The organism is Paracoccus sp. L-17 (assembly GCF_056857655.1).
The window spans coordinates 124,009-136,465 of the sequence record NZ_JBSXNM010000038.1 but is presented as its reverse complement, the minus strand read 5'-3'; the positions used below and the strand labels follow the sequence as shown (position 1 = coordinate 136,465).

Annotated in this window: 16 protein-coding genes and 1 pseudogene; 5 read left to right on the top strand and 12 right to left on the bottom strand. The window is 61.3% G+C overall.

Going from position 1 to position 12,457, the window contains the following annotated elements; translation table 11 throughout:
• Nucleotides 1–139: 139 nt before the first annotated feature.
• Nucleotides 140–361 (top strand): annotated as a pseudogene (locus AC13CR_RS10085) (zincin-like metallopeptidase domain-containing protein); the annotation flags it as partial.
• Between the two features lie 65 nt (nt 362–426).
• On the opposite strand, the gene AC13CR_RS10080 reads toward AC13CR_RS10085, so the two are convergent.
• Nucleotides 427–1,125 carry a uracil-DNA glycosylase gene (locus AC13CR_RS10080; protein WP_482900472.1) on the bottom strand — a complete coding sequence of 233 codons (699 nt, stop codon included), beginning with the start codon at nt 1,123–1,125 and terminating at the stop codon, nt 427–429.
• Nucleotides 1,126–1,237: 112 nt separating this feature from the next.
• Nucleotides 1,238–1,417, bottom strand: a complete 180-nt coding sequence (locus AC13CR_RS10075) for a hypothetical protein (RefSeq protein WP_482900471.1) — start codon at nt 1,415–1,417, stop codon at nt 1,238–1,240.
• 565 nt (nt 1,418–1,982) lie between these two features.
• Here AC13CR_RS10075 and AC13CR_RS10070 point away from each other — a divergent pair.
• A complete protein-coding gene (locus AC13CR_RS10070; protein ID WP_482900470.1) occupies nt 1,983–2,219 on the top strand; it encodes a hypothetical protein in 237 nt (78 codons plus the stop codon).
• Nucleotides 2,216–2,503: a hypothetical protein gene (locus tag AC13CR_RS10065; RefSeq protein WP_482900469.1), complete on the top strand. Its 288-nt coding sequence runs from the start codon at nt 2,216–2,218 to the stop codon at nt 2,501–2,503. The genes AC13CR_RS10070 and AC13CR_RS10065 overlap by 4 nt, the downstream gene beginning before the upstream one ends.
• Here AC13CR_RS10065 and AC13CR_RS10060 read toward each other — a convergent pair.
• From AC13CR_RS10060 to mobC, 4 genes are read right to left on the bottom strand one after another with little or no spacing between them, the layout of a single operon-like run.
• Nucleotides 2,500–2,820: a biotin/lipoyl attachment domain-containing protein gene (locus AC13CR_RS10060; RefSeq protein WP_482900468.1), complete on the bottom strand. Its 321-nt coding sequence runs from the start codon at nt 2,818–2,820 to the stop codon at nt 2,500–2,502. The genes AC13CR_RS10065 and AC13CR_RS10060 overlap by 4 nt on opposite strands.
• On the bottom strand, nt 2,814–3,029 hold the full coding sequence (locus AC13CR_RS10055; RefSeq protein ID WP_482900467.1) for a hypothetical protein: 216 nt from the start codon (nt 3,027–3,029) through the stop codon (nt 2,814–2,816). Before AC13CR_RS10055 ends, AC13CR_RS10060 begins: the two co-directional genes overlap by 7 nt.
• Nucleotides 3,030–3,045: 16 nt before the next feature.
• On the bottom strand, nt 3,046–4,368 hold the full coding sequence (locus AC13CR_RS10050) for a relaxase/mobilization nuclease domain-containing protein (protein ID WP_482900466.1): 1,323 nt from the start codon (nt 4,366–4,368) through the stop codon (nt 3,046–3,048).
• Complete coding sequence (mobC, locus tag AC13CR_RS10045) at nt 4,365–4,769, bottom strand: plasmid mobilization relaxosome protein MobC (RefSeq protein WP_482900465.1); 405 nt, start codon at nt 4,767–4,769, stop codon at nt 4,365–4,367. The genes AC13CR_RS10050 and mobC overlap by 4 nt, the downstream gene beginning before the upstream one ends.
• A gap of 357 nt (nt 4,770–5,126) precedes the next feature.
• Here mobC and AC13CR_RS10040 point away from each other — a divergent pair, with 357 nt between their 5' ends.
• Both AC13CR_RS10040 and AC13CR_RS10035 read left to right on the top strand, forming a co-directional pair.
• On the top strand, nt 5,127–5,471 hold the full coding sequence (locus AC13CR_RS10040) for an ArsR/SmtB family transcription factor (protein WP_292958920.1): 345 nt from the start codon (nt 5,127–5,129) through the stop codon (nt 5,469–5,471).
• Nucleotides 5,464–5,958, top strand: a complete 495-nt coding sequence (locus AC13CR_RS10035) for an SRPBCC family protein (RefSeq protein WP_293015279.1) — start codon at nt 5,464–5,466, stop codon at nt 5,956–5,958. The genes AC13CR_RS10040 and AC13CR_RS10035 overlap by 8 nt, the downstream gene beginning before the upstream one ends.
• 101 nt (nt 5,959–6,059) lie before the next feature.
• Here the strand turns inward: AC13CR_RS10035 and AC13CR_RS10030 are convergent, their stop codons facing one another.
• From AC13CR_RS10030 to AC13CR_RS10005, 6 genes are all read right to left on the bottom strand, one after another.
• Nucleotides 6,060–7,562 (bottom strand): tripartite tricarboxylate transporter permease, encoded by a 1,503-nt coding sequence (locus AC13CR_RS10030; protein WP_292958924.1) that lies wholly within the window; start codon nt 7,560–7,562, stop codon nt 6,060–6,062.
• 18 nt (nt 7,563–7,580) lie between these two features.
• The gene (locus AC13CR_RS10025) at nt 7,581–8,054 is read right to left on the bottom strand and encodes a tripartite tricarboxylate transporter TctB family protein (RefSeq protein WP_292958926.1); all 474 of its coding nucleotides are present in this window, start codon (nt 8,052–8,054) and stop codon (nt 7,581–7,583) included.
• Nucleotides 8,055–8,210: 156 nt separating this feature from the next.
• Nucleotides 8,211–9,191, bottom strand: a complete 981-nt coding sequence (locus AC13CR_RS10020) for a tripartite tricarboxylate transporter substrate binding protein (RefSeq protein WP_446236564.1) — start codon at nt 9,189–9,191, stop codon at nt 8,211–8,213.
• 221 nt (nt 9,192–9,412) lie between these two features.
• Nucleotides 9,413–10,723 carry a TRAP transporter large permease gene (locus AC13CR_RS10015; RefSeq protein ID WP_482900464.1) on the bottom strand — a complete coding sequence of 437 codons (1,311 nt, stop codon included), beginning with the start codon at nt 10,721–10,723 and terminating at the stop codon, nt 9,413–9,415.
• Complete coding sequence (locus AC13CR_RS10010; protein WP_292958932.1) at nt 10,720–11,181, bottom strand: TRAP transporter small permease; 462 nt, start codon at nt 11,179–11,181, stop codon at nt 10,720–10,722. Before AC13CR_RS10010 ends, AC13CR_RS10015 begins: the two co-directional genes overlap by 4 nt.
• A 129-nt stretch (nt 11,182–11,310) precedes the next feature.
• Entirely contained in the window at nt 11,311–12,312 is a 1,002-nt protein-coding gene (locus AC13CR_RS10005) for a TRAP transporter substrate-binding protein (RefSeq protein WP_292958934.1), read from the bottom strand.
• Nucleotides 12,313–12,457: the final 145 nt, after the last annotated feature.

Below are 12,457 nucleotides of genomic sequence, written 5' to 3'. Positions count from 1 at the left end.
TCTTCACCGCCGCCAGCAAGGCGCAGCAGGCGGCCGACTGGATGCATGCGCAGCAGCCCCATGCAGAGGAGGTAGCGGCATGACCAAAACCGTTCTCATTGCCGGAAAATTTCAGAATGGGGCTGGACTGTCAGGATATGTGGCCGAGCTGGGCGCAGCATTTCTTTGCGCCGATCTGTCTCTGACGCCCGAGCCCGGCACCGATCACGCCGCCTACATCCAAAGCTGGCTCAATGTCTTGAAGGACGACAAGCGGGCGATCTTCTCCGCCGCTGCCCATGCGCAGCGCGCGGCAGACTACCTGCACGGCCTACAGCCCCTCATTGAAGCAGAGCCCCAGAAAGCAGGAGCCGCCGTATAGGCGGCTCCCCATCTTCCAAAATTTTTCGGCTGGCCGCACGGCCAGCCTCGCACAGAAGTTGAAGTCTAGAAGTACTGATCAAAAATCTCGTTGATCTGCGCGCGAAACTGGCCCGCGCCGCCATACGCCGGATGGCGCACATGCGGCGCCACAACATTTTGTTCGGCCAGCAAGTCCCTTGCAACGTCGCCCACCGCCACAACCTGCTGAACCGCCGGAAAGAGTTCCCGAAATCTTTCGAGAACCTGACGATGATCGGCGAGTTCCTGACCCGTTGGCCTTCTGTTGCTTAGCGGGTTGTCCGGCCTGTGGGGATGAAATGGAAAAGCATTCCAAAGCACGACTTCCCGTGAAATACCACGCCGCATAAGCTCCCCCCAAACAATGGCTGCTGTGGGTTCGGCGAATCCGCGATTTCTTTGGGCCGCAAATCTGCAAGCCAACGCATCGCTGGTTCGCGCTGCCTGGATGCCTTCGCCAAGAACATCCTGCGCAGTGACATTGACACGGTGTCCCAGCAAAGTCCTTTCACAAGTCATTGCGATACCGGAGAACCGAGCGCCTTGATAGCCTGGCGCTTCCGCTACGAGCAGTATCCGCGCCGTTTCGAGGCGATGGTTCAGATAGTGCCGAAGTTGAGCGGATCGAGCGGCGCTGGCACCATTGAAGGCATCGCATCCCTCACGAAACCCCGCATAAGGATTTGCGACGGCTGCAGGTGCCTCAATCCCTGAAATATACGCAACAAACTCGTCCGGATTCATTCAGCGTCTCTACTAAACATATTTGAAATCAAAACCATAGGGAAACTCTACCATACCAATCGCCATGGATGGAAGCAAAGAGCGACCGGCCGTGACGGCCAGCCGCAAGAAGTTACAGACCTGGCGCGCGTACTGCGAGCTCGGCCTCGATGTTGTGCATCGACTGCAGGGCGTTGCTGCGCTCCTGGCTGCCGCGCGGGGCGGCGGCGAAGGCGTTGAATGCCTCCCGCAACAGACCGTGCAATTCTGCCGTGCTGCGGGATGCCGCTTCGAACCGTGTGACGAGTTTCATGGCTCATCCTCCTTTTCGCTTGAAGGAGGCCCCGAACCACTCAGGGCCTTTCGGCCCGCACATCACAATCATCGGCCAGTGAAGGCCTGATGGGTCGGGTGAGGACTGCCACGCGGAAACTATGGAGGTGAGCCCATGAGACGCTTCGCAATCGGTTTGCTGCGGTGATCCCTGCAAGTGGGGCTCTTGGATTGCTGAGGGGATTGATCGGCTGCGGCGTTTAACAGCGCTGATGCTGCTGACGCCCCGCCTACACCAAGGAGCGGCTTTCCCTGTTCAGGGTTAGGATTTCACCATAGACAGAGCGGTGCCCGTGTGCCTGTCACTGACGCGCAATAGCCGTCTCGGGCGGTTCGCTCGTTTCCTTCCCCCGTTTGCCGGTCTTCCTGCTTCGGGGCGGCTTGCTACCCGTATGCCCAAAATCCCTGGCCGAAGGCCGCTCATCCTTCAATGTCCTGCCCGCTCCACCTGGCTACGCCAGCCGTGTTGAACATGAACGCTGATCCTTTGCCTCCGGCCCTGCGGGAAGGCGTTAGCAAGCCAACCCAAGCAAAGGAGAAGACACATGGCACGCGAAAACGAGAAACCCACCCAAGACATCAACGCGCCGGACTATCTGGCCTGGCACGTCACCCAGAAGGGCGAGAAATCCTTCTGGAACAAGGTCGGAGCGGCATGGAAGCATAAGGACGGCAGGGGCTACACCCTCCAGCTGGAAACCTGCCCGATCAACGGCCGCATCGTCCTGCGCATGCCGCTGGAAGATGCACCGCAAACCGAAAACGAGGCGGGGCGCTCATGAGCACCCCCATCACCATCCAGATCGTCTGGAACGGCATTGCGGTCCAAATTGCGCACCACGAAGGCCGCTGGCATAAGGACTTCGATCACATCGAAATCCTCAGCGAAGATCGCAGAGCGCTGCCCGTCACCGAGACCGGCTACCTCTCGCATCACGTCGCCGCCGCCAGCGTCGAAGAATACGGCGGAGCCGAAAGCTACGTCCGTGCCTTCCTCGACCATGAATCCGCCAAGCCCGGCTGGAAGGAGCGCGAAGCCGCCTCGCGCCAGATGTCGCTCTTCTAACCTTGCGCCGCGTCCGCCGTATCGGCGGGCGCGGGCTTGATCTCGACCAGCCAGCCCTCAAGGTTTGTCAGCCCTTCGTCGATCCCGACAACGGTGCCGTCACACGGGGCGTAAAGCTCGACCGCGCCGTTCTTACCTTCGGCGACGATCACGGCGTCACCCAGCAGCACGGCATCGCCGACATTCTTGATGACGTGCAGGTAGGTGAGCGCGCCGGTATAGGCCTGTATGGCCTCGCCAGCGCCGATGCGCACGGCATCACCCTTGAACAGCACGCGCTCGCCGGTCGGCGTTACAAACTCCTGATCCCTTAACACGGCGCATTGTCCTCAGGCTCGGGGCGGGATGGTCTGGCGCGTGGTTTAAACTCGGGCACCAGCACGTCGGGCTTTTGCTTGCAGCGCGCGTGGGTGAGACGGATCGCAAAGCGCGCCGTATCCTCCGCCGAGAGCCGAAAGTGCAAGCGCAGCTCTTCGAGCAGCCTTGCGTGTTTTTCATCTAGATTGAGCATGAGCGTGTGTCTCATGGCAGTTCTCCTTTCGTTAACCGGGTTCAAAGCCAGGACCGCGCCCGCGTTCGCGGGTGCGCTCGACATCGCGCGTCCCGCGCTGCCTCTGGCGTTGCTTTGATTGTTCGGTTGGGATGGGGGCAGCCGCGCCCATCTCCATGTACCGCGCGACATCGCGGCCGAGCGCGGTGATGCGTTCATTCTGCTTTTCGCGGGCGAGCTTGATCTGGCGCTGCAGATTGCGCCGCTCGACAAGCTGGCGCTCAATCACCGTCTGCTTTTCGGCGCGGTCGCGTGATTGCGCTCTGGCAATCTCGGCCTCATTCTCCTGCCTGATCTTGCGATTCTTGCCCGTAATCCAGCCCCATAGACCTTTCAGCCCGCGCGGCGTCCGTTCGGCTCGCTTCTGCTGCTCGGCCAACCAGCGTTCCTGCTGACGGGTCTTCAGCTGATCCCGCACTTGCCGCTGGCGCTGCACCATCTGCTCGCGCTGGAACTGCGCGGCGAGGCCAGCCTTCTCGGCTCTGGCCTGTTCCTCCTTCGCCCATGCCTGCAGCTTGGGCGTCATCTTCTCGGCGATCAGCGCCTTGGCTTCGTCGGCTGAGGGCAATTCTTGCGCATGCCCCAGCCGCTCTTTGAGGTCTTTTGCCTTCGCGCCCGTGGTGCGGCTCAAGGAGTAAATCTCACCGCGCCAATCAACGGCGACGTAGCCGCGCTTGTCACCCCGAGCGAGGAAATAGCCGCGTTCGCGCAGCGCCGCTTCGAAGGCCGCGCGATTGTCAGACGCGTTCCAGCATTCCTGCAACGCCTGCTTGATGGCTTTGGGGTCTTGATGAGTGCGCTTGGCCTGCTGCCATTCCTCGCGGGTGAAGCTGAACGGATCGCGCTGGCGCTGATCGCGGAAGCCTTTCGGCATCTCCCAGCCATGCTCAAGGTAGAGGTCGCGCGCGATGCCGTTCAGTGCCCGTTTGTAGAAGGGCAGGTTGATCGCCTTCATCTCCTCGCCGTCGATCCGGCTCCAGACCGCATGGGCATGACGCCTGCCTTCCTTCTCATGGAAGACGATGGCGCGCGGCTGGCCCTCCAGCTCGAGCTCGCTTTCGATCCTGCTGATGGCCTGCTCAAACGCCTCGACCGTCACGTCTTCATGCTGCGGCGGGCTGAGCGAGAGTGAGAACAGGTGTTTCTGGCAGCGTGTGCCCTTGGCGATGGCCTCGCTTTCCTGCATCGCGCCGAACAGATCGTCAGCAGCAAAGCCGCGCAGATCGTGCAGTTCGATATGCTCGTTCTCCGCGCCCCGCATTAGATGGTTTGCCAGTTCGCGGCCGTTGCCGCGCTCATTGCCTTTCAGGATCATGGCGCGCCTCCATCCATGCCGAGTGCGCGCAGCAGCTCGGCGCGGATCGCCATGACCTCCTGGCAAGCCTGTTTGATTTCTTCTTCTGTCTCGGGGTGGACGGGCAGTGTGCCCGTGTTCACGGCGCGCGCCAACTGGTTGAGGTTCTGGGACAGCCGCGATCCACCAAGGGCGGCCAGCACCCTTGCCAGCGCTTGATGGTCGGCAAGCGGCTTGGCACCCCGCCGCCGAACCTTCGGCAGATCGCTCTCGAACAGCTTGGCTTTGATATACGCGCCGAGCGGCACGCCGTTGGCAGCCTCTTCCAGCTTCGCCCGTTCCTCGAAGCTCAGACGCAGCGAGAACGGTGGAGGCGTCTTGCCCTTGGCTATCCGGTTGAAATTACGGTGCGTTTTCTTCATCGTCGCACCGCAGATCGTTCAGATCATACTGTGCGAGATGTGCTTCCCATTCCTGGAGAACTTCGAACAACCGGTTCGATTCTTCTCCCGTCAGGTCCACCAGGTTTTCCCGAAAATGATACCTGCCAGATCGTCTCGACTTTTTGTCACAACGATGAACAAGGCAGCCGCGTCTAGTCCGGGATCATCGGTATCTGACTGAACAGAGGCGCATCTTTTTTTCCATCCTTGCGGCGAACGGCAAGTCCGAGCCCCTGTTTTCAGGCACAACACTGACGCCGATTGACCCCTTCCCGAAAATCGTGCCGTGATAGTCAGGTGTTGACCTAATATGTTCCGCCCGCCTAGTTCTGGCTGATGGCCAACTTTGATACCGTGATCGAAACAACATTCAGCGCACTTTCCGACCCGACGCGGTGCGCAGTGGTGAAAGCCCTCAGCCAAGGACCGGCGGCGGTCTCGAAGCTGGCACAGCCCTTCGACATGGCCTTGCCATCCTTTACACAGCACTTGGCAGTTCTGGAGGACGCTGGGCTTATCTCATCGGAACGGCAGGGACGAACGCGCATCTGTTCTCTTGATCCAGATGCACTTCGCAGGGCTGAAGATTGGCTGGCAACATACCGCCGGCAGGCAGAAGAACGCCTCGATCGTCTTGAGGCACATCCGGACCAGCAAAAGAAGGATAATCCCGATGACTGAAAAAGTCAGAAGCACAGCAAAGGATTGGTCATCGGCCCCGCTTGATCGTGAAATCGTCATCACCCGCGTGGTAGACGCGGATCGCGCAACTGTCTGTGCGGCGTGGACGGATCCCGAACAGATCGTGAAATGGTTCGGGCCGGAGGGTTTCAGATGCAAGACTCATGAAATCGACATCCGGACGGGCGGCGTGTGGCGGTTCGACATGACCTCACCTGATGGCACGAACTTCTCGAACAGGATGGATTTCGTCCGCGTCGAAGCTCCGGACCTGATCGAGGCGGTCCATGGCAAGGACGAAGCCAACGATCCGGATCGGTTCCGTCTGCTTGTAACCTTTGATGAGCAGGAAAACGGAAAAACGGTCGTTACCCTGCGACAGATCCATCCGACGCCGGAACGCCGGAACACCGTCATTGCCTTTGGCGCCGTCGAACTTGGTGGTCAGACCCTCTCGAAACTGGCTGCACAAGTCGAAAGCCGGTGACTGATTGGCAAAATCGGACGTGAACCGTCAGATGCCCCGCATCCGTGCAAATTGGCGATGCTGCCTGCGAAACCCTTTGCCGGCGATGGAAAAGCGACCGGTCAGGCCCCGGCCTCGATCCGCTGGCTGCGGCGACGCAGGGCCATGGTGACAAGCGGTATGACCCAGATCAGGATCGTGAAGGCGCCCAGGGCGCCCGAGACGGGGCGATCAAAGAACCCCACGATACCGCCATCGGACTTGATCACTGTCGCCATGAAATTGTCCTCGAGCATCGGGCCGATGACGATGCCCAGGATGGCCGGCGCGATCGGGAAGCCGTTTTCCTCCATGAGAAAGCCAAGAACCCCCAGCACCAGCATCACGGCGATGCCGAAGACGCTGTTGGTGATGGCGAACGAGCCGACGATGCAGAACAGCAGGATCACCGGCATCAGCAACCGCGCCGGGGTCTGAACGACGAACCTGGCGCCGCGGATCGCGAAATAGCCCAGCACCAGCAGCAAAAGATTGGACAGGAAGAAGGTCAGGAAAATGGCATAGGTCAGGTCGGCCTGCTGGACGAAGACCATCGGACCGGGGGTGATGCCCTTCATGAATAGGACGCCGACCGCGATGGCGGTCACGGAATCCCCCGGAATGCCGAAGACCAGCGCGGGGATCCAGACACCGCTGAGCGCCGCATTGTTGGCGGCGCCCGCCGAGGCAAGTCCCTCCGGATGACCGGTGCCGAACTTCGCGGGCGTCCGAGAGATCTTCTTGGCCATGGCATAGGCAACCCAGGCAGCGATATCGGCGCCGGCGCCAGGCAGGATGCCGATAACGGTTCCGATCAGGCTGCCCGAAACCAGATGCCGCTTGTTTTCGCGCACCATCTTCCACTGACCGCCATAGACGGTGGAATTGGATTTGGGTGCGGAACTGGTCTGGTGCGACGCGTTCATGGAAAAGCGCAGTATTTCGGTCACGGCGAACATGCCGATCATCGCCGGAATGAAACTGACCCCGCCCATCAGGTCGACCGATCCGAAGGTGAAACGCGGGTAACCGCCGGTCACATCGATGCCAATGGTCGAGATGAAAAGACCGATCAGCAGTGACACCAGCCCCTTGATCGGCGAGCCGCGCGAAATGATGACAGAGCAGCTAAGCCCCAGAACTGCCAGCCAGAAATACTCTACCGTGCTGAACTGAAATGCGAATTCGGCAAGGAAGGGCGCCCCGAGGGTCAGGATGATGGCGCCCACGAAGCCGCCGAAGACCGAACTGACCAGCCCGATCCCAAGCGCCCGCTCGGCCTCTCCGCGCAAGGTCATCTGATAGGCGTCATCGACATAGGCGGCCGAGGCTGGGGTTCCGGGGATGCGCAGCATCGCGCCGGGAATGTCTCCGGCAAAGATCGCCATGGCGACGGCGCTGACGATAGAGGCGATCGCCGGCAGCGGATCCATGAAGAAGGTAAGCGGCACCAGAAGGGCCGTGGCCATCGTGGCCGAAAGCCCCGGAATCGCCCCGACAAACAGGCCGAAAAGCGACGAGGCGATGATGACGCCAAGCACCGAAGGATCGGCGATCATGGTGAAAGCGTTGAGAATGTTGTCCATGACGTGCCCCTTGTCGACCTACCAGGCGACCGATTGCAGGATGCCCCACGGCAGAGGCACCAGAAAGACCTTGCTGAACAGGGTGTGGATCGCCAGCGATGCCGTTACCGACACCAGGACCGAGGTCATCACGTCCACCCGCAGCGACAGCAGGAATGCCAGAAGCATCGCGATGCTGAGGACAGGAAACCCGATCACGTCCAGCAGCGGGATGAAGCTTGCCGTTCCCAGCAGCACGATCGCCACCCGGATCAGACGGCGGTGGTCGGAAATCCAGTCGCCCGGTTCGGCCAGTTTTGGCCGCGGCCTCGCGATCATGTCTTTCACGATGAGAACGAGCGAGCAGAGGATGAGGCCCGAGGCCACGATCATGGGCAACAGGCCTGAACCGATGGACAATCCCGGGATCAACGGAAAGCGGCTGGCTTCCACCAGGATGGCTGTCGCAAACAGCAACAGCACGAAACCTGTCAAACGGTCACTGATCTTCATGTCGTCTCCCGCAAGTTACCCCGATTTCCGACGATGATCCCTGCCGGATCGTCCGGGCGGTAATCAGTCCGCCCGGGCGGCGTACCGGTCGCGGCCGGTGGCGCGAGGGTCGGGGATGATCCGGCGCAACGGCCTGTGGCCGATGCGCCGGGCTGGCTATTTGGCGAGGCCGGCGGCCTTCATGACCATGCCGTTGGCAGCATCGGCATCGGCCATGAATTTGCCGAATCCCGGTCCGTCCAGCCAGACCTTGCCGAAACCGCGTTCCGCCATGAAGGCGGTGAATTCTTCGGATTTCCAGGCAGCTTCCAGCGCGGTCGAAAGCCTGGCGACGACATCGTCGGGCAAGCCGGCGGGCCCGGCCAGGCCACGCCAGGTGGAAACCGTCAGATCAATTCCGGTCTCTGATTTTACGGTCGGCAGATCGGGCACGTCGGCAAGCGGTTCGTCCCCCATCACCGCAAGCGACTTGACCTTGCCGGCCGAAATCAGCGAGGCGGCCTCGGGATAGGAGGATGCGACGATGTCGACGCCGCCCGACACCAGGTCCTGCAGGCCCGCGGCCGCGCCCTTGGATGGCACCCAGGGCACCGTGTCCGGAGCAAGGCCGCTTTCGACCAGCAGACCGGCCATGGCAAGGTGCCAGATGCCGCCCTGACCGGTTCCCGAAGCCTTCATCTTGCCCGGATCGGCCTTGGCGGCCTCGAGAAAGGCCGGAAGCGTATCGAATTCGGAATCGGCGCGAACGTGGAAGGCGGCCGGGTCCGCATTGAACAGCCCGATCGGAGTATAATCCGAATAATCCAGATCGGTCAGGCCCGCGTGCCGCATCATGGCGATCTCGACGGTCACGGTGCCGATCGTATAGCCGTCGGGCTGCGCGTTGGCGATTGCCGAATGGCCGACAACGCCCGATCCGCCGTCACGGTTGACCACGTTCACGGGAACCCCGAGTTCCTGTTCCATCAGCCCGGCAAGCATCCGGCTGGTGGCATCGGTGCCGCCGCCGGCGCCCCAGGGCACGATCCAGGTGATCGGCCGCTCGGGATATTCCGCGAGGGCGGAATCGGACAGAACAAACGTTCCGGCGGCAAACGCGGCCGCGCCGAGGCCGAGAGTGAAGAAATTGCGAAGCATGAACATCCTCCTTACATGCATTTGATTGTGACCTATCCGCGCTCTTCGGTGCGGTTCCGGTCGTGAACGAAGCGACATGGCGCTTCGAAACTTGATCCTATGACGGCTTTCCGGCTTTTCGACCTCACGTTAGCGATCTTCTTCGGACCGTGTCATGGCCGGGCCGCGGCGAGCGGCGGGAAGAATAGTGCATATCGCCGTCCCTCCTGTCTCGATCCGTTTCAACGGAACGCGCCCGGCATCAGGGTTCGCGGCAGCCAGAGCGCCAGTTCCGGCACCAGAATGATCAGCAGCAGGATCAGCAGCATCGGCATCAGGATGATGACGACATCCCGCATCACCTGCGCGACGTTCTTTCCGCCTATCGCGGCCGAGATCAGCAGACAGAGCCCATAGGGCGGCGTCACCAGTCCGAAGGCCAGCGAGACGATCCCGATGATCGCGAAAACGACCGGGTGGATATCGGCCGCGGCCGCCACCGGCAGCAGCACGGTGCCCAGGATGATGATGGTGGGAATCGCATCGATGAACAGGCCGAAGAACAGGAACAGGGCGGCAATGACGATCGCGGTTCCGAAAGTGCCGAACTGCAGGCTGGTCATGCCCTCCACGATCAGCCGGGGCACGTTGAAGAAGGCCAGCATCCAGCCGAATGCGGAGGCGGTGCCGATCGCGAACAGCGAGATCGAGGCGAACCGCCCGGTCTCGTAGAAGATGCCACCCAGATCGCGCAGCGAAACCGTGCGATAGACGAACATCCCCAGGATCAGGGCATAGGCCGCGGCGATGATGGCGCTTTCGGTCGGTGTCACGATGCCGCCGACGATGCCGCCGATCACCAGAATCGGCGTCAGCATCGCCAGCGCCGCACCCTTCAGCGCGTGCCAGAACTCGGACCAGTTGGGGCGGCCCGCCCTGGGGTAGTTGCGGACCTTGGCATAGGCATAGACCGTCCCCATCAGCGCCAGGCCGATCAACAGGCCGGGGATGGCGCCAGCCAGGAACAGCGCCCCGACAGAAACCTGCATCACCCCGCCCCAGACCACCATCAGGATGCTGGGCGGGATGATGACGCCCATCACCGACGAACAGGCCGTGATGGCGATGGCAAAGCGGGTATCGTAGCCTTCCCTGACCATTGCCGGGATCAGGATCCTGCCGCAGCCGGCCGCATCGGCGGTCGACGATCCCGAAATGCCGGCAAACAGCATCGACACCGCCACATTCACATGTCCAAGCCCGCCGGGCATCCAGCCTGTCAATACTCTGGCCAGTTCGATCAGCCGGTCGGTGATCTTGCCCGAATTCATCAGATTGGCGGCCAGCAGGAAGAACGGCACCGCCAGCAGGACGAACGAATTATAGGACTGAAACATCCGGTCCAGAACGATGAACGGCGTCAGACGGATATCCAGAAGCACGATCGGAACCGTGGCGATGCCAAGCGCGAAGGCCACGGGCACGCGGATCAGGACAAGAAGCAGAAACCCGCCAACCAGGACGGCGCTGGCCAAACCTGTAGACACGATCATGACGTGACCTTTCGCGATGCGCGATAATTGCTGAAAGTCTCGGCCAGGCGGTAGAATGCGAAGATCGCCCAGACCGCGCCGGCGATCGGCACCGAAATGAAGGTGACAAGCTTGTTGGCCTGCATCATCACGGATCGCTGCAAGGCGCCGAACCTCGCATATTCAAGACCGTACCAGGCGAAAAGCAGGGCGAAGCAGCCGATCAGCAGGAACACGACGCCCTGCTGCAGAAAGATTGTCAGCGGGCGGCTTGCGTCGGGCGTCACCCGGACATCGAAATGGGTGCCTTCCCAGACCGCGATCATCGACCCGATCATGACCACCCAGACGAAGATGAAGGTGGCGAGTTCCTCGGTCCACAGATAGACCGGGATCATGCCGGTATATCGCGCGATAACCTGCATTCCGACCGGAATGGCCAGTATCGCCGTCATTGCGCCCAGCAGGATGCGCAGCACCTGGCAAAATCCTTCAAGCATCCGTTTCACGCCGTCTTCTCCCCCCTGCCCTCGCGGCCTGTCCCGCGCTTTGAAAAGCGCGTTGCGGACGATGCCGCCGCGAGGGCGTTCCAGCTGTTCGGACCCCGATCACATGCCGCGGATGGCGGTCAGCAAATCGGTCGCACCCAGGCTTTCGGCATAGGCATCCTGCACCGGAACCACCATTTTCAGCAGTTCGTCGCGACCTTCGAATTCCAGGACGGTCAGTTGGCCGGCATCGACCATTTCCTGCAGTTTCTCTGCATCCTCGCGGGATTCCAGTTCGCGTCCGAAGGCTCCGGCCTCGTCGCCGGCTTCCAGGACGGCGGCCTGCAAATCCTCGGGCAGATTGCGGAAAGTCTTGCCGCTCATCACGATCGGGCGGACGGTGATCGCGTGGCGAGTCAGCGTCAGATAGGGCGCGACCTCATAGAACTTGAGGTTCTGGATGCTCGCAGCCTCGTTCTCGAACCCGGCGATGACGCCGGTCTGGATGGCGTTGTAGACCTCGTTATAGGCAATCGCCGAGGGCGCGGCGGTCAGCGCCGAAAAGATCTGGGCCTGGATCGGGGCCCCCATGACGCGCATCTTGAAGCCGTTCAGTTCTTCCAGATTCTGGATCGGCGCGTTCGAGATGATGTTGCGCACCCCGCCCCCGGTATAGCCGATCACCATGATGTCGGCCTTTTCCAGAAGCTCGTCTTCCAGCGGCTTCAGGACATCGCTGGACAAGACCGCCTCCCACTGGGCCTGGTCGCGAAACAGGAACGGCATGTCCATCAGCGGGATGGACGGCGCGAAAGTCGCCATGTTCGACGGCGCCATGATCGTGTAGTCGATCGCGACACCCTGCTGCAGGAACGTCACGTAGTCGGCTTCGACCCCCAGTTCGCCGTTCAGGCGCAGGTCGAATGTGACGTCGCCGTCATATTTTTCGTTCACCAGTTCGGCAAAACGGCGCATCGTCTTGGTGAAAGCATGGTTCTCATCGAACATGCTGGCACCGCGCAGCGTGATCTCCTGCGCGCTGGCGGCCGAAACCGTGGCCACGAATGCACAGGCAAGGCCGACGCCACGCAGCAGCGTTCCGGCGGAAAAGTGGTTTGTCATGTGTTCCTCCTCGAAAATTCCGGGGCGCGAGTCCGTTGGCCCGGCGCGGCAGGTCGAAGCTTCAGTCAGGGCTGAACGGATCGACCAGACTGCCGTATTGATTCGGACTCCCCCTCCCCATCTTTGCACTAGCATGTTGTCTTCT